The organism is Micromonospora arida (genome assembly GCF_003857035.1).
Classification (GTDB): Bacteria; Actinomycetota; Actinomycetes; order Mycobacteriales; family Micromonosporaceae; genus Micromonospora; species Micromonospora arida.
In genome coordinates this window covers 26,249-42,100 of sequence record NZ_QGSY01000216.1, presented here as the reverse complement: position 1 = coordinate 42,100, position 15,852 = coordinate 26,249, and the positions used below count along the sequence as shown (strand labels likewise).

At 72.4% G+C, this 15,852-nt stretch carries 13 protein-coding genes and 1 pseudogene; 11 read left to right on the top strand and 3 right to left on the bottom strand.

The genetic code is table 11. The features are described 5' to 3' along the window. The 7 genes and pseudogenes from DLJ58_RS20910 to DLJ58_RS20880 form a co-directional block, all read left to right on the top strand. Positions 1 to 324: pseudogene (locus DLJ58_RS20910) on the top strand (nitrate- and nitrite sensing domain-containing protein); the annotation flags it as partial. After that, complete coding sequence (locus tag DLJ58_RS20905; RefSeq protein ID WP_112584065.1) at positions 324 to 746, top strand: roadblock/LC7 domain-containing protein; 423 nt, start codon at positions 324 to 326, stop codon at positions 744 to 746. The pseudogene DLJ58_RS20910 and the gene DLJ58_RS20905, both read left to right, overlap by 1 nt. Continuing rightward, complete coding sequence (locus DLJ58_RS20900; protein ID WP_124858707.1) at positions 736 to 1,125, top strand: DUF742 domain-containing protein; 390 nt, start codon at positions 736 to 738, stop codon at positions 1,123 to 1,125. Before DLJ58_RS20905 ends, DLJ58_RS20900 begins: the two co-directional genes overlap by 11 nt. Then, positions 1,106 to 1,708 (top strand): GTP-binding protein, encoded by a 603-nt coding sequence (locus tag DLJ58_RS20895; protein ID WP_091405745.1) that lies wholly within the window; start codon positions 1,106 to 1,108, stop codon positions 1,706 to 1,708. The genes DLJ58_RS20900 and DLJ58_RS20895 overlap by 20 nt, the downstream gene beginning before the upstream one ends. 66 nt (positions 1,709 to 1,774) lie before the next feature. Continuing rightward, entirely contained in the window at positions 1,775 to 2,833 is a 1,059-nt protein-coding gene (locus DLJ58_RS20890; RefSeq protein ID WP_124858710.1) for a lactonase family protein, read from the top strand. A gap of 157 nt (positions 2,834 to 2,990) precedes the next feature. Then, positions 2,991 to 4,748, top strand: coding sequence for a substrate-binding domain-containing protein (locus DLJ58_RS20885; protein WP_124858706.1), 1,758 nt, complete (start codon positions 2,991 to 2,993; stop codon positions 4,746 to 4,748). A 216-nt stretch (positions 4,749 to 4,964) separates the two neighbouring features. Further along, positions 4,965 to 6,446 carry a sugar transferase gene (locus DLJ58_RS20880; protein ID WP_124858705.1) on the top strand — a complete coding sequence of 494 codons (1,482 nt, stop codon included), beginning with the start codon at positions 4,965 to 4,967 and terminating at the stop codon, positions 6,444 to 6,446. Between the two features lie 7 nt (positions 6,447 to 6,453). On the opposite strand, the gene DLJ58_RS20875 is transcribed toward DLJ58_RS20880, so the two are convergent. Next, positions 6,454 to 7,584 (bottom strand): PP2C family protein-serine/threonine phosphatase, encoded by a 1,131-nt coding sequence (locus DLJ58_RS20875; protein WP_124858704.1) that lies wholly within the window; start codon positions 7,582 to 7,584, stop codon positions 6,454 to 6,456. A 97-nt stretch (positions 7,585 to 7,681) separates the two neighbouring features. On the opposite strand from DLJ58_RS20875, the gene DLJ58_RS20870 reads away from it, so the two are divergent. Next, on the top strand, positions 7,682 to 8,308 hold the full coding sequence (locus tag DLJ58_RS20870; RefSeq protein WP_124858703.1) for a MarR family winged helix-turn-helix transcriptional regulator: 627 nt from the start codon (positions 7,682 to 7,684) through the stop codon (positions 8,306 to 8,308). 28 nt (positions 8,309 to 8,336) lie between these two features. On the opposite strand, the gene DLJ58_RS20865 is transcribed toward DLJ58_RS20870, so the two are convergent. Together DLJ58_RS20865 and DLJ58_RS20860 are read right to left on the bottom strand one after the other, a co-directional pair. Continuing rightward, a complete protein-coding gene (locus DLJ58_RS20865) occupies positions 8,337 to 9,947 on the bottom strand; it encodes a PP2C family protein-serine/threonine phosphatase (protein WP_244219058.1) in 1,611 nt (536 codons plus the stop codon). A 126-nt stretch (positions 9,948 to 10,073) separates the two neighbouring features. Then, positions 10,074 to 11,312: an ROK family transcriptional regulator gene (locus DLJ58_RS20860; RefSeq protein ID WP_208741240.1), complete on the bottom strand. Its 1,239-nt coding sequence runs from the start codon at positions 11,310 to 11,312 to the stop codon at positions 10,074 to 10,076. A gap of 78 nt (positions 11,313 to 11,390) precedes the next feature. Between DLJ58_RS20860 and xylA the strand changes: the two genes are divergently transcribed. From xylA to DLJ58_RS20845, 3 genes are all read left to right on the top strand, one after another. Further along, positions 11,391 to 12,578 (top strand): xylose isomerase, encoded by a 1,188-nt coding sequence (xylA, locus tag DLJ58_RS20855; RefSeq protein ID WP_124858701.1) that lies wholly within the window; start codon positions 11,391 to 11,393, stop codon positions 12,576 to 12,578. A 9-nt stretch (positions 12,579 to 12,587) separates the two neighbouring features. Beyond that, a complete protein-coding gene (gene xylB, locus DLJ58_RS20850; RefSeq protein ID WP_124858700.1) occupies positions 12,588 to 14,015 on the top strand; it encodes a xylulokinase in 1,428 nt (475 codons plus the stop codon). A gap of 93 nt (positions 14,016 to 14,108) precedes the next feature. Continuing rightward, a complete protein-coding gene (locus DLJ58_RS20845) occupies positions 14,109 to 15,542 on the top strand; it encodes an MFS transporter (protein ID WP_124858699.1) in 1,434 nt (477 codons plus the stop codon). Positions 15,543 to 15,852 lie beyond the last annotated feature (310 nt).

Here is a 15,852-nt window from a genome sequence, read left to right as displayed (position 1 = left end):
CCTGCCAATGGGCGCAACGAGGAATCGGCGACCCCAGACGAGCCGGACGATGAGCTGGATGGCCTGCCCCGCCGGGTGCGCCGTCGTACCCCCACCGCCCAGCCTCGCTCGACCGTCACCGACACGCCGTCGCCCCGCTCGCCCGAGGAGGTCCGCCAGGTGATGGCGGCACTCCAGGCCGGCACGGCGCGCGGACGCGCCACCGCAATCACCCCGACGGCGTCAACCGGCCCGACGGCGTCAACCGACCCGGCGGTCCAGGCGGTGCCCACCGACCCGCCGACGACCCCCGAACCCCCGACCGTGACTGAGAGGGACGCCTAGTGCGGCATTCGACGAAGCAGAGCGCCGGCCTGGACTGGTTGCTCGACGAACTGGTGCAACGGGTACCGGCCGCCCGCGAGGCGGTGGTGCTCTCCGCCGACGGCCTGCTGCTGGGCTGCTCGGCCGAGCTGGAGCGCTCCGACGCCGAGCACCTCTGTGCGCTCGCCGCAGGCTTCTCCAGCCTCGCCCGAGGCGCCAGCCGGCACGTGGACGGCGGCCCGGTGCGGCAGACCGTGGTGGAGATGGAGGCGGCGTACCTCTTCGTCACCGCCGCCGGGCAGGGTGCCTGCCTGGCCGTGGTGAGCGACGCCGACGCGGACATCGGGCTGGTCGCGTACGAGATGGCGATGCTGGTGATCCGGGTGGGGGAGAGCCTTGCCGCGCCGGCCCGATCGGCAGCGGGTGCCGGAGATGCGGACTGAGCCGCCCGGGCCGCAGCACGAGTGGCTGGACGGTGAAGCCGGCCCGGTGATGCGCCCGTACACGCTCACCGGAGGCCGGGTACGCTCCGCCGTCGACGATTTCAACCTGGTCGCGTTCGTGTTGGCCGGCTCGGACGTCGATACGTCAACCCAATCGCATCTGCTGCCGGAGCATCGACGGCTGGTCACCTTGGCCCACCGGCCGGTGTCGGTGGCCGAACTGGCAGCCGAGCTGGACCTCGCGGTCGGCGTGGTCCGGGTACTGCTCGGTGATCTCCTCGCCGAGGGCCTGGTCGCGGTGCACGAGCCGCCGGCCGCCGGCATCCTTCCCGACGACGATATCCTCAAGGCGGTGGTCAGTGGACTCCGTGCGCTATGACCAGGTGGGCACCAGCACCACCATCCCGCTGGCACTGAAGATCCTCATCGCGGGAGGCTTCGGGGCTGGCAAGACGACCTTGGTGAGTGCCCTGAGCGAGGTCCGTCCGTTGCAGACCGAGGAGGTGCTCACCGGTGCCGGAATCGGCACCGACGACATCTCCGGCGTGGAGGGCAAGTCCACCACCACGGTGGCGATGGACTTCGGCCGAATCACCATCAACGACGACCTTCAGGTCTACCTGTTCGGCACGCCGGGCCAGGACCGGTTCTGGTTCCTCTGGGACGAGTTGGCCTTCGGCGCGCTCGGCGCGGTGGTGCTCGCCGACACCCGGCGGTTGGCCGACTGCTTCCCCTCCATCGACTACTTCGAGCAGCGGGGAATCCCCTTCGTGGTGGGCGTGAACTGTTTCGACGACTCCCGCCGGTTCAACCTGGAGACCGTACGCCGAGCGCTCGACCTGGACCCGGACGTGCCGATGGTGCTCTGCGACGCCCGGGACCGGCAGTCCGGAAAGATGGTATTGATCTCTCTGGTGGAGCACGTCGCACGACAGCGCGGCGAGCCGGTGCCGGCGGCCTGAGATCCGGGCCGGAAAGCCGGTTAACGGGCGGGCAACGCGGGCAGCCTCTGGTTGGATCAACGAAGGATGCCGGCGGAGGAGTTGAGCGTGAGCGGTCACGGTGAGGTCGTCCACATCGGGGGTTACACCGCGCAGAGCGGCGGGCGGGGCAGCGGCATCGTCGCCGCTCGTCGCGACCCGAGGACCGGGGCGCTGACCCCGCTCGGCACGGTGGCGGTCACCCCGTCCCCCTCCTTCCTGGCGCGGCACCCCACCCAGCCGGTGCTCTACGCGGTCAACGAGCTGACGGACGGCGAGATCAGCGCCTGGCAGGTCGGGGCGGACGGCGCGCTGGACCCGCTCGGCAGTCGATCGACCGGCGGCGCCGAGCCCTGCCACCTGGCGGTGCTGCCCGGCGGGGGTCACCTGCTGGCGGCCAACTACGGCAGCGGCAGCATCGCGGTCTTCCCGCTCGACCCGCAGGGCGTGCCGGGCGAGCGCACCGACCTGGTGGTGCACGAGGGGCACGGCCCCGACCCGGAGCGCCAGGACCACGCCCACGCCCACATGGTCTCGCCCGGGGTGGGCCAGGGGCCGATCTTCGGCGTGGATCTCGGCACCGACTCGGTTTACCGGTACGACCTGGACGAGGCGACCGGACGACTGGTGCCGCGTGCGCCCCGGATGCGTACGAAGCCCGGCACCGGGCCCCGGCACCTGGCCCGGCACCCCGACGGACGGCGCTGCTACCTCGTCGGTGAGCTGGACGCCTCGGTCACCGCCTACGAGCTGACCGACGACGGCGCGTTGCACCAGCGCGGGCGGGTCGAGGCGAGCGAGCGCGCCGGTCACGTCCAGCCGTCGGAGGTCTCGGTCGCCCCGGACGGCCGGTTCCTCTACGTCGCCAACCGTGGGGTGGGGACCGTGGCGGTCTTCAGCCTGGGCGGGGAGCTGCCCGAGCTGGTGGCCGAAGTGGACACCGGCGGGGAGTGGCCCCGGCACTTCGCCCTCGTCGGGGAGCACCTCTACGTCGCCGACGAGCGGGCGGACATGGTGCGGGTGTTCCGCCGCGACGCCGACACCGGCGTCCTGGAGGCGGTCGGCGAGCCGGTGCCGGTGCCGAGTCCGACGTGCGTAATGTCCTGAACGATGGTTTAGAGACGTGAGAGCGACGCTGGTTTGGCAACGCCGTGAGGCTGTCGCGTCACTCTGTGTTGCAAAAAAGAGGTCAACTGTTTCTCCTCCGTAACTTTAGTCCGAACGGATGTGGCAGGGACGGCACCTAGTACGCAAGATGGTCACCGTGTCAGCAGGCCGCCATCGCATGCGTTCGAAACTCCACCTAGCCGCCGCCGCCGCAACGGCGGGGGTGCTCGTCGTGACGACGGGCGCGTGGTTCGGCTATCAGGAGTTGATTCAGCCCAGCTGCTCGGGAGAGATCCGACTCGCCGTGGCGGTCGCCTCCGAACTCGCGCCAGCGGTGGACGCCGCCGCGTCCCAGTGGGTCAAGGATGGCGCCGCGGTCGGCCCGACCTGCATCCGCGTCGACGTGTCCGCGTCCGACCCGGTCGACGTGGCGGCCGTGGTGGCAGCCAAGCACGGCGCTGTGCTGGCCGGCGTGGGGCAGGCCAGTGGCACCGCCGTCAGCCCGGACGTCTGGGTGCCCGACTCCTCGACCTGGCTGCTGCGGTTGAAGAAGGACGCGACCGCGTTCGCTCCGACCAACGGCGCCTCCATCGCGCGCAGCCCGATCGTCGTCGCGATGCCCGAGCCGATCGCCACCCGGCTGGGCTGGCCGGACAAGAAGTTCAACTGGACCGACCTGCTCAAGCAGGTCACCAACACCAGCACGCCGCTGCGGACCGGGATCGTCGAGCCGACCCGCGACGCGGCTGGCCTGTCCGGTCTGCTCTCGCTGACCGCGGCCGCCAACGGCGCCGGTGGCGACGCCCAACGCAACACCGTCGGCGCGCTCCGCGCACTGGCCATAGGGCGTTCCTCGCTCCGCAACGACCTGCTGGCCCGCTTTCCTACGGCCAACGACTCGACCTCCATCGCCAGCGGTCTCGGCGCGGCGGCCCTGTCCGAAGAAGACGTGATCGCGTACAACAGCAAGAAGCCGCCGGTGCCCCTCGCCGCGCTCTACATGGAGCCGGCGCCGATGCCGCTGGACTACCCGTACGCGGTGTTGCCGGGCATCGAGCCGAGCAAGGCGTCGGCGGCCAAGGTGCTGTTCGAGCTGCTCACCAGCCCGAACTTCCGCAACCGGCTGGCCGCGCAGTCGCTGCGCGCGCCGGACGGCAACTGGGGCGAGGGTTTCAAGGCGCCGCAGGGTGCTCCGAGCCCGTCCGGCGGCGCGCCCACCGCACCGGCGAACGGCGGCACCGCGGCGGGTGGCCTCGACCCGGCCGCCATCCAGCGGGTCGTCTCCAGCTGGTCGATCGCCACCCAGTCCGGTCGGATGCTCGCCGTCATCGACGTCTCCGGCTCGATGAAGGACCCGGTGCCCAGCGCCAACAACCGCAGCCGGGAGGAGGTCACCGTGGACGCGGCCCGTCGCGGCCTCGGCCTCTTCGACGACTCCTGGTCGATCGGCCTGTGGACCTTCTCCACCAAGCTCGTCGGCAACCGGGACTACCGGGAGCTGATTCCGATCGGGCCGCTCTCCGGCCAGCGGGCCCAGTTGGAGGGCGCGCTCGCCACCATCAAGCCTTCCAGCGGTGACACCGGCCTCTACGACACCATGCTGGCCGCGTACCAGGCGGTGCAGGAGAACTGGCAGCCCGGCCGGGTCAACTCGATCGTGCTGTTCACCGACGGCAAGAACGAGGACGACAACGGTCTCAACCAGCAGCAGCTGCTCGGCAAGCTCAAGCAGGTCGCCGACCCGGAGCGGCCGGTCCAGGTCATCATGATCGGTATCGGCGAGGGCGTCAGCAAGGCAGAGCTGGAGTCGATCACCAAGGTGACCGGTGGCGACGTCTTCGTCACCAAGGACCCGAGCGAGATCGGCAGCATCTTCCTCAGCGCCATCGCACGGCGTCCGCCAGCGCCGCGCTGATCCGACGCTCAGACGTCCAGGGGCCTGCCGTACCGTCGATTCGGTGTGGCAGGCCCCTTTTCGGCCACCAGGTTGTTGAAGAAAAGTGACGGCAATACGTCGGAAGCAATCGGCAGTCATAGTTGTCAAGGCAGGATGTCGACTGTTCCGGCATAGTCGGTCCGCCTCCGGTCCGACCCGTCGGCCGGGGCCATCCTGTACAGAGTGGGAGGGCCGGTGAGCGTGGCGACACTGTTGACCCCCGCCACGTCGGCGGAGCCGGACGCTCGACGCGCCGGGCTGGTGGCGCGTGCCGACGAACGGTCCTACGTGCGGGTCCTGGTGGTGCTGGACACCACCATCCTCATCATCGCGCTGCTGATCGGGTACGTGGCCCGTTTCGGTGACGACGAGCCGACCGGCTCGGAAATCCCGTACGTGCTGGTCGCCCCCGGGTTGGTGCTGGCCTGGCTGATCTCGCTCAAGGCGCTCGGCTGCTACGACGACCGGGTGATCGGCTACGGGGCGGACGAGTACCGGCGGGTCAGCTCAGCCAGCCTGCGCCTGGCCGGGGCGATCGCCATCATCGGCTACATCGCCGACGTCGGCGTCTCCCGGGGTTTCCTGGGCATCTCCTTCGCGGTGGGCACCGTCGGGCTGGAGGTGGCGCGGTTCGCCGCCCGCAAGCGACTGCACCGGGCCCGCTCGCTGGGCGCCGGCTGGTCCCGCAAGGTGCTGGTGGTCGGCGACACCGCCCACGTGTTGGAGTTGGTCCACACGCTGCGCCGCGAGCCGTACGCCGGCTACCAGGTGGTGGGCGCCTGCATCCCGGACGCGCTGCTCGCGCCGGTGGCACAGCGGCTGGGTGACGTGCCGGTGGTGGGGTCGTTCCGGGGTATCCCGGAGGCCGCCACCGCGATCGGCGCGGACACGGTCGCGGTGACCGCCTCCGGTGAGCTGACCGCGACCCGGCTGCGCCGCCTCGGCTGGCAGTTGGAGGGGACCGGCATCGACCTGGTCGTGGCGCCCGCGCTGACCGACGTCGCCGGCCCGCGCATCCACACCCGCCCGGTCGCAGGCTTGCCGCTGATCCACGTCGAGGCGCCCGAGTTCCGCGGGGTCCGCAAGCTGGTGAAAGGTTTCGTCGACCGGTCCGTCTCGTCGCTGGCGCTGGCGGTGCTACTGCCGCTGATCGCGTTCATCGCGCTGGCCATCAAACTGGACAGCCGGGGTCCGGTGCTGTTCCGGCAGGTCCGGGTCGGCCGGGGCGGGCAGGAGTTCGGCGTGTTCAAGTTCCGCACCATGGTCGTGAACGCGGACGCGCTGCTCGCCGAGTTGACCGCGCGCAACGAGACCGACGGCCTGATGTTCAAGATGCGCCACGACCCCCGGGTGACCCGCGTCGGCCGGCTGCTGCGCAAATGGTCACTGGACGAGCTGCCGCAGCTGGTCAATGTGCTGCTGGGGCAGATGAGCCTCGTCGGGCCCCGCCCGCCGCTGCCCTCGGAGGTGGCCCGCTACGACGGCGACGTGGCCCGGCGGCTGCTGGTCAAGCCCGGCATGACCGGCCTGTGGCAGGTCAGTGGCCGCTCCGACCTGAGCTGGGAGGACGGCATCCGGCTCGACCTCTACTACGTGGAGAACTGGTCCCTCGCCGCCGACCTCACCATCCTCTGGAAGACCTTCGGCGCAGTGCTGAACGGCCGCGGCGCGTACTGACCACCGCTCACGCCTGGGGGCCGGTCCAGTCCAGGCAGACGACCACCGCGTCGTCGACCAGGTCACCGGCCACGAACGCGCGCAGATCACCGATCAGCGACCGGACGGCGTCCAGGGGGGCCATCGGCCCGGTCCGCCGCAGGAACCGGTCCAGCGCCGTCTCGCCGTAGCGCATGTGCTGACCGGTGGCCTCCACCACCCCGTCGCTGACCACGAAGACCCGGTCGCCACGCTGCAGCGGGAACTTCTGCTCGTGGTAGTCGGTCGCCTCGAACATGCCCAGCGGGAACTGCGCCTCCAGGGGCTGCTCGGTGACGTCCCCGTCGCGGAGCAGGACCAGTCGGGGTGACCCGGCGTCCACCACGGTCATCATCCCGGAGCGCAGGTCCAACTCGATCAGCAGCGCGGAGAGGTGCTGCTCGCCCCGGTACAGGTCGTAGATGGCCTGATCGGCGAGGGCGGCCTGGTCGGCCAGGCTCAGCCCGGCCCGACGCGCGTTGCGCAGCGCGTGGGTGGCCAGCGAGGTGAGCAGAGAGGCGGCCACCCCCTCACCGGTGCCGTTGATGGTGGACAACCAGACCCGTTCCCCGTCGTCGGACCAGTCGAAGCTGTCGCCGCGCACCGCGTACGCCGGCTCCAACTGCCCGGCCAGGCTGAACGAGGGACGGATCCGGCTGCGGCCGGGGAGCAGGTCCCACTGCATCTCGGCCGCCAGGGTGAGGCGTTGGCTGCGCCGGGCCGCCAGATAGACGTCGGTGCCGGCGGAGACCGCCGCCACCTCGTGTGCGAGCGCGGTGGCGATGTCGGCCAGGTCGGCGAGAATCTCCCGGTCGTCCGGAACGGGCGACAGGCACAGCACCCCTCGACGCTCGCCACGCATGGTGACCGGGAACCAGGCGGTGCCGTCGGTCAGTATCGGCGACTGGTGGTCGAAGGCGCGCCAGGCCGGGTGCCCGGGGTTCGTGATCGAGTCACCGTCGGTGAGGGGCAGTAGTTCCGCGAGTCGGTAGTCGACCTGGTAGAGCTCGACGTCGCTGATCCCGTACGCCTGGACGAGCACTTCCCCGATCCCACCGACGAGCCGGTCAGCTGGTGTCTCGTTCAGGGCACGTCGTGCCCGATTGACCGGTTCGCTCATCGTCAGTCCTTCACTGAAAGCTCGACTACCAGGAGGTTCGGAGTACTCTCGGGCCACCATGGCCGAACTGAACCGTCCGACGGACCCTGAGACGAGTATGGCCGCCGCACTGGATGCGGCAGCCGCTGCCCTGCTGGGCATCTGGGAGTCTGCCCGGGAGGGGACCGCGAACCGCGTGTCCGGTGCCCAGTTGCGGGCGGTGATGGTGGTGGAGCAGTACGACGGGATCAACCTGCGTCGGCTCGCCACCCGACTCGACATGCTGCTCAGTTCCGCCAGCCGCCTCTGTGACCGGCTGGTCGCCGCCGGCATGCTGGAGCGCGAGCCGGGCCGCTTCGACCGGCGGGAGATCTCGCTGCACCTCACCCCGGAGGCCCGCCGGCTCGTCGCCCAACTGCGGGCCGACCGCCAGGCCCAACTCGCCGCCGTGTTGGCCGGGATGAGCCGGGAGGGCCGCGACGCGCTGCTGAGCGGGATGCGGGAGTTCGACGAGACCGCCCGCCGCCAGCAGACGCAGAACGTGCCGACGCCGGATGAGCCGACGGGCCAGGGGGACTGGCCGGACGACCCGGACCGGCCCGGTGGGCGGTCGGAGGACTGGTCGGGCGATTCGGGTCGGCAGACCCGAACGGGGTGGACGGGTTCGTCGGGCGGTCCGGAACGATCGGTCGGCACCAGCAGGGAATGGCCGGCCGACGGCCCGCCGGTGGCGCGTACCGCCTGATCAAGCCGGCCGGGCCGGCCCCGGCCGGTCATGCCGGCGTCGACGCGCCCACGGCCAGCATCGCGATGTCGTCGTGGGCCTGCCCGCCCAGCCAGTCGTCGACCGTGCGGAGCACCCGGTCGATCAGCGCCGCCGGCGGTTGCCCGGCCGCCGACGCGAGCGCGGCCCGCAGCCGGGCCTCGCCGAACATCGCGGCGTCGCGCGGGCCGCGAGCTTCGGTCACCCCATTGGTGTACGCGAGCAGCAGATCGCCCGGGTCGAGGTGCACCCGGGTCTCGGCGAACCGTGCGGCCGTCAGCGCCCCCACCGGCATGCCACCGACCGGGACCGGGGTGACCGTGCCGTCGGCGGTGACCAGCAGTGGCGCCGGGTGACCCCCGCCGGCGACGCGGACGTCCAGCCCGGCCGGCCCTCGGTCCACGGAACCGAGCAACAGGGTGGTGAACTGGTTGCGCCGTGCCGCGTCCGGCGCGTCGAGCAGGGCCTGGTTGAGCAGGTGGATCAGCTCCAGCGGGCGTTGCTCGACGAGCCTCAGCGTCTGCAACGACTGGCGGACCCGGCCGGTCAGCACCGCCGCGCCCACGCCCTTGCCGCACACGTCGCCGAGCGCGAACAGGGCGCCGCGCGGGTGCGGAAACACCTCGTAGAAGTCGCCGCCGATGCGCAGGGTGTCGCCCGCTGCCCGGTAGCCGCCGGCCATGCTCACGCCGGGCACGACGGGCAGCTCGGGCGGGAGCAGACTGGTTTGCAGCACCCGGGCCAGGTGGGCCTGCTCACCGTGCAGGTCGGCGGTGGCCAGCGCGGCACCCGCGCGGGCGGCGAACTCCCGGGCCAGCTCCACGTCGCGCGGGTCGAAGCCGGCCCGCCCGGCCCGACGGATGAGCAGCAGCGCACCGGCCGACCCGTTGGCGCTGAGCAGCGGGCTGACCAGCACCATGCCCGGTGGGCCGAACTCGGGCGGCAGCAGGTCGGCCAGGTCGGTGAGCGGGGCGTCCGGCCAGGGGCCCGGCTCGGCCCGGTCGCCGGCCAGCGCTTCGGTCAGCCCGGGTACTGAGCTGGTCAGCGCGGGGCTGGCCAGCCCGGTGATCGGGGCGGGCTCGCCGTCGGCGTACCGGATCCATCGGGGGTGCGGCTCGGCCGGCACGGTCGGTCGGGGCAGTGCCACGGCGACGTCGGCCAGGTAGGGAACGGCGAGCGTGGTGGTGGCCAGGAGGACCTGGTCCCGGTGCAGGGCCAGCGCCAGCCGGCTGCCGGCCTGGGCGAGGAACGCGGTGCGGGAGCGTTCGGCGAGCAGGGCGTCGGTGCGGGCGTGTTCCTCGGTGACGTCGCGGACATACCACGCCCACCGGGAGCCGGCGAGTTGCCGTCGGACGCCGCGCAGTCGCCGGCCGTGGTGGTCGGCGTCGAAGCTGTCAGTGCCGCTGGCGACCGCCCGGGCCAGGGCTGCCACCGGGCAACCGGCCAGCTCGGTGCCGGCGTCGATCTCCGGGATCAACTCGGCCGCCATCGCGTTGACCAGGGTGACCCGACCGGTCCCGTCTGTTGTCAGCACGGCCTCGGCGAGCCCGTCGAGCAACTCCCGGGCCAACCGTTCGTCGGCTGACAACGGTGTGCCGCCGGGTTGCTGGGTCGTGGTCAACGCCGGACGCCGGCTCGCGTCTGACGACGTGTGCGCATGCTGCCTCTCGACTCCTCACCGGGGATCGTTGCCGGAAGGCAAGGGTACCGATCCGCTCCGACAGCGGCGCACGGCGCGGGGTGGCGATCAGCCGGCGCGGGCCAGCCAGCCGGCGGGCTGGGCGACGATCCTGCGCACCACCGAGCCGGCGGCGCCTACCGCGGCGGCCTCCGCGCCGAGCGTCGAGGGGCGGACCGTGACCGGCGACCAGGCTGCGGTGAGCACCCGGGCACCGATCTCGGCGAGGACCGGGGGGCACAGCCAGGGTGCGAGCGCCGCGTAACCGCCACCGAGCACCACGGTGTCCAGGTCGAGCAGGTTGACGACGCCGGCCACCGCGACGCCGAGCGCCGTTCCGGCGTCGTGCAGCGCCCGCAGCGCGTCGGCGTCGCCGGCCTCGGCCAGCTCGGCCAACCGGGCCGTCGCGGTGTCTGCGGGAAGCTCGGCCCGGACCAGCCCGGCGGCGGCCACGATCGCCTCCTGGCCGGCGTACTGCTCCAGGCAGCCCTGCCCACCGCAGCGGCACGGGCGGCCCTCGGGGTGCACCGGAAGGTGCCCGATCTCGCCGCTCCACCCGCGTACGCCGCGAAAAAGCGCGCCGTCCAGCACGATGCCGGCGCCGATGCCCACCTCTCCGGAGATGTGCAGGAAGCTGGACGGGCCGGGTGGCTGCGAGTGCAGCTCGCCGAGCGCGGCGAGGTTGGCCTCGTTGTCCACCACCAGTGCGGGGACGCCGGGCACCTGCTCGATCAGCGGGGGGTGCTCGGCGAGCAGGGCGGGCACCGGCACGTCCTGCCAGCCGAGGTTCGGCGCGAGCCGGACCAGACCGGCGTCGTCCACCAGGCCGGGCACCGCGAGCGCGGCCCCGACCAGTGTGAGGCCCTGATCGGCGGCGTCGTCGCGGGCGGCCCCAGCCATCTCGACCAGCTGTGCCAGCGCGTCGGCGGGGGCCACCGGACGCAGGTCGGCCCGGTGCACGGTGCGGTGCCGGACCTCACCTGCGAGGTCCACCACGCAGACCGCCAGGTAGTCGACGTTGACCTCCAGGCCGAGCCCGGCCGGCCCCTGGTCGGCCAGGACCAGCCCGCGGGCCGGACGGCCGGCACCGGAGCGGGGAGCCGGGTCGGACTCGCTGACCAGCTGGCCGGCGAGCAGGTCCTCGACCACCGCGGACACGGTTGCTCTGGTGAGGCCGGTCGCGGTCGCCAGGTCGGCTCGGGACGGAGGGCGTTCGGCCGCGGCGATCCGGCCGAGCACCAGGGCGAGGTTGAGCTCGCGCAGACTGCCCTGACGGACTGCGCCGGCCGGGGCGTGGGTGAGGCTCACCCCTTGACAGTGCCATAGGGTGGGCAAATAATTCAATCGCTGAACAAATAGAGGACAACACCACCCCGGAGGTTGCTCATGGCACCCCGTCCCACCCCCGCCGACAAGTTCTCCTTCGGGCTCTGGACCGTGGGCTGGCAGGCCCGCGACCCGTTCGGTGACGCCACCCGTCCCGAGCTCGACGCGGTCGAGGCAGTCCACCGGCTCGCCGAGCTGGGCGCGTACGGCATCACCTTCCACGACGACGACCTGATCCCGTTCGGCGTCGACGCGGCCACCCGTGACCAGCACATCGCCCGGTTCCGCAAGGCCCTCGACGAGACCGGCCTGGTGGTGCCCATGGTCACCACCAACCTCTTCACCCACCCGATCTTCAAGGACGGTGGCTTCACCAGCAACGACCGCGACGTCCGCCGGTACGCGCTGCGCAAGGTGCTGCGTCAGGTCGACCTGGCCGCCGAGCTGGGCGCCAGCACCTTCGTCATGTGGGGTGGCCGCGAGGGCTCCGAGTACGACCTCGCCAAGGACGTCCGGGCCGCGCTGGACCGCTACCGCGAGGCCGTGGACCTGCTCACCCAGTACTCCATCGACAAGGGCTACAACCTGCGGTTCGCCCTGGAGCCCAAGCCCAACGAGCCGCGCGGCGACATCCTGCTGCCGACCATCGGGCACGCGCTCGGTTTCATCTCCCAGCTGGCCCACCCGGAGCTGGTCGGCCTCAACCCGGAGGTCGGCCACGAGCAGATGGCCGGGCTCAACTACGCCCACGGCATCGCCCAGGCGCTGTGGCAGGGCAAGCTGTTCCACCTGGACCTCAACGGCCAGCGCGGCATCAAGTACGACCAGGACCTGGTCTTCGGCCACGGTGACCTGATGAACGCGTTCGCCCTGGTGGACCTCCTGGAGAACGGCGGCCCCAACGGCGGGCCGGCCTACGACGGCCCCCGGCACTTCGACTACAAGCCGTCCCGCACCGAGGACATGGAGGGGGTGTGGGCCTCCGCGGCGGCCAACATGAGCACCTACCTGCTGCTCAAGGAGCGGGCGGCGGCGTTCCGCGCCGACCCCGAGGTGGTCGAGGCGCTCGCCGCCAGCAAGGTCGGCGAGCTGAGCACGCCGACGCTCGGCGACGGCGAGGGCTACGAGGAGATCCTGGCCGACCGCTCCGCGTTCGAGGACGTCGACGTGGACGCGGTGGCCGCCCGGGGCTTCGCCTTCGTCCGGCTCAACCAGCTCGCCGTCGAGCACCTGCTCGGCGCCCGCTGAGGCCCCGCCATGCCGTTGGTCGCAGGCGTTGACTCGTCCACCCAGTCCTGCAAGGTGGTGATCCGGGAGGCGGAGACCGGCGCCCTGCTCCGGCAGGGCCGGGCACCGCACCCGGACGGCACGGAGGTCGCCCCGGAAGCCTGGTGGCAGGCGCTACGTAGCGCCGCCGACCAGGCCGGCGGGTTGGCCGACGTGGCGGCGATCTCCGTCGCCGGCCAGCAGCACGGCATGGTGTGTCTCGACGAGGACGGCCGGGTGGTCCGCCCGGCGCTGCTGTGGAACGACACCCGATCCGCCGACGCCGCCGCCGACCTCATCGAGGAGGCCGGCGGCGGCGCGGCCGGGAGTCGGTTCTGGGCCGAGGCCACCGGCAGCGTTCCGGTGGCCAGCTTCACCCTCACCAAGCTGCGATGGCTGGCCAGGCACGAACCGGAGCTGGCCGCCCGGGTGGCCGCCGTCTGCCTGCCACACGACTGGCTGACCTGGCGGCTGGCCGGCGCACCAGGGTTGGACGCGCTGCGTACCGACCGGGGTGACGCCAGCGGCACCAGCTACTGGTCGCCAGCCACCGGCCAATACCGGCTGGACCTGCTGGAGCAGGGCTTCGGTCGGCGGTTGGTGGTGCCCGAGGTGCTTGGTCCGGCGGAGTCTGCGGGAAAGCTGTCCGACGGCCTCGGCGGGCCGGGCGGCGCGCTGCTCGGCGCGGGCACCGGGGACAACGCCGCCGCCGCGCTGGGCGTCGGCGCCGGCCCGGGTGACGTGGTCGTCTCGATCGGCACGTCCGGCACCGTGTTCAGCGTCGCCGACGTGCCGGCCGCCGACGAGAGCGGGGCCGTCGCGGGCTTCGCCGACGCGTCCGGCCGTTTCCTGCCGCTGGTCGCCACGCTCAACGCTGCCCGGGTGCTGGACGCTGCCGCCACGATGCTCGGCGTCAACCTGGACGAGCTGGCCGAGCTGGCGCTCTCCGCGCCAGCCGGTGCGGACGGGCTGGTCATGGTGCCCTACCTGGAGGGTGAGCGGACGCCGAACCGACCGCTCGCCACTGGTGCCGTGCACGGCCTGACCCTGCGCACGTCGACCCCCGCGCACCTTGCTCGGGCCGCCGTCGAGGGCATGCTCTGCGCGCTCGCCGACGGACTGGACGCGTTGACCGCGCAGGGTGCCACCGCCCGCCGGGTCATCCTGGTCGGCGGCGGGGCCCGGTCGGCCGCCGTGCGTCAGATCGCCCCGCAGGTCTTCGGCTGCCCGGTCGTCGTCCCGCCAGCCGGGGAGTACGTCGCCGACGGCGCCGCCCGCCAGGCCGCCTGGGTCGCCCTGGGTGGCGCCGCGCCGCCGGTCTGGGCGGTAGAGGGCACCGAGGAGTACGCGGCGGCGGCCGTCCCCGCCGTCCGCGACCAGTACGCCGCGGCGCGCGGGTTGGTGCTCGACCGGCGCTGACCGTCGGGATCGACGCGGGTGGGTGCCGGTCGACGGTGACCGGCACCCACCCGCGTGACGACCTCCTTTGCGCGGTCTGGTTGGCTGCCGGTCATGACGGTGACCAGTGGCGGGCGCGGCCTGCGCCCGCACGCTCGGGGCGGTGGGCGGGCGCACCGGTTGTACAGCGTCGTGGTGTTCGTGCTGCTCGCCTCGCTGGACAACGTGGCGATCGGGCTGGTCCCCCCGCTGTACGGCCCGATCTCCGACGCGTTCGAGGTGTCCGGTCGGCTGCTCGGCGTGGTCACCGCGGTCAGCTTCCTGGTCAGCGCGGTGGCGGCGGTCGGCTGGGCGTACGTCGGGGACCGCACGAACCGCAAACCGCTGCTCATGGTGGGCACACTGCTCTGGGCGGCCGGCACCGGCGGTAGCGCGCTCGCCGGCGGCTACCTGACGTTCCTGGCCGCGCAACTGGTCGCGGCGGTCGGCCTCGGCGCGGTCGGCTCGGTGGGCTTCTCCGTGGTCACCGACCTGATCTCACCGACCCGGCGCGGGCTGGTGATGAGCTTCTGGGGGCTCTCCCAGGGGGTCGGCACCCTGGCGGGCACCCTCGTCGGCGGGCTGCTCGGGGCGGCCGACTGGCGTCGGCCGTTCCTGCTGTTGACCGGCGTCGGCCTGGTCGCCACCCTGGCCTACCTGTTCACGTACGACATCCGGCGTGGCCAGAGCGAGCCGGAACTGGCCGGCAGGTTGGACGCCGGCGCCGAGTACGACTACCGGATCAGCCGCGCCGACCTGCCGCGCATCCTGGCCCGGCGGACCAACAGGTGGCTGATCCTGCAGGGTCTGACCGCGCAGGCCGCGTTCGGCTCGTTGGTCTGGCTGCCGGTGCTCTTCGCCGAACGGGCCGAGGCCCAGGGCTACTCCACGTCGACCGCCGTGGTGGTGGGCAGCGTCTTCGCCACCCTGTTCCAGCTCGGTGGGGTGCTGTCCATCGTGGGCGGGCTGATCGGTGACGCCGTGCAACGGCGTACCCCACGAGGGCGGGCACTCGTCGCCTCGATCGGCATCCTCGCCGCGCTGCCGTTCTACCTGGTGTTGTTCTTCGTTCCGGTGACCATCGACGTGCCGGACGGCGCGAGCGGCGGCGCGGTGATCGGTGCGGTGCTGACCAGTGTCTTCACCGAGCCGTCGGTCGGGCTGAGCCTGCTCACCGCGATCGTGGCGCTCGCGTTGACGTCGGCGAACTCGCCGAACTGGTTCGCGCTGATCGCCGACGTCAACCCGCCGGAGCACCGGGGCACGGTCTACAGCCTGGGCAACCTGGTCAACGGGGTCGGTCGCGCGGCCGGCAACGGGCTGGTCGGGGTGGCCTTCCAGGCGCTGCGAGCGGCATTCCCGCCACCGCTGAACTTCGCCGTCGGGCTGGCCGCGTTCCAGCTTTTCTTCATCCCGACCGGTGTCATGTACTGGCTCGCCTCGCGGACCTCACCGGCGGACATCGACAACGTGCACGACCTGCTACACACCCGAGCCGACCGCCTCTGACGCGCCGAGCTGCGCCGCGCCCGCGCTGCGTTGCCCGCGCCCCGCGCTGCGTTGCCCGCGCCCCGCGCTGCGTTGCCCGCGCCCCGCGCCGTGCTGCCCGCGCCCCGCGCCGTGCACGCCTCAAGATCGCGCTACTTCCTGGTTCTAGTTGCCTTCCGGCGGGCCGAGGCCACTACATCCTGGAAGTAGCGCGATCTCGAGGGTGCGGGCGGTGCGGGGCACGGCCCGCGGGCACGGCCCGCGGGCGCGGGGCGTGAATCGTTGACGACATCAGCTCCACAGCGGGCCGCCCCGCACCGACCGGCCCGCC

What these genes read in the sequence shown, in the direction of transcription:
- xylB (WP_124858700.1), top strand. Translation starts at nt 12,588, where the DNA reads ATGCCGTTGGTCGCAGGCGTTGACTCGTCCACCCAGTCCTGCAAGGTG.
- DLJ58_RS20875 (WP_124858704.1), bottom strand. Translation starts at nt 7,584, where the DNA reads ATGAGCGAACCGGTCAATCGGGCACGACGTGCCCTGAACGAGACACCA.
- DLJ58_RS20870 (WP_124858703.1), top strand. Translation starts at nt 7,682, where the DNA reads ATGGCCGCCGCACTGGATGCGGCAGCCGCTGCCCTGCTGGGCATCTGG.
- DLJ58_RS20845 (WP_124858699.1), top strand. Translation starts at nt 14,109, where the DNA reads ATGACGGTGACCAGTGGCGGGCGCGGCCTGCGCCCGCACGCTCGGGGC.
- DLJ58_RS20890 (WP_124858710.1), top strand. Translation starts at nt 1,775, where the DNA reads ATGCCGGCGGAGGAGTTGAGCGTGAGCGGTCACGGTGAGGTCGTCCAC.
- xylA (WP_124858701.1), top strand. Translation starts at nt 11,391, where the DNA reads ATGGCACCCCGTCCCACCCCCGCCGACAAGTTCTCCTTCGGGCTCTGG.
- DLJ58_RS20900 (WP_124858707.1), top strand. Translation starts at nt 736, where the DNA reads ATGCGGACTGAGCCGCCCGGGCCGCAGCACGAGTGGCTGGACGGTGAA.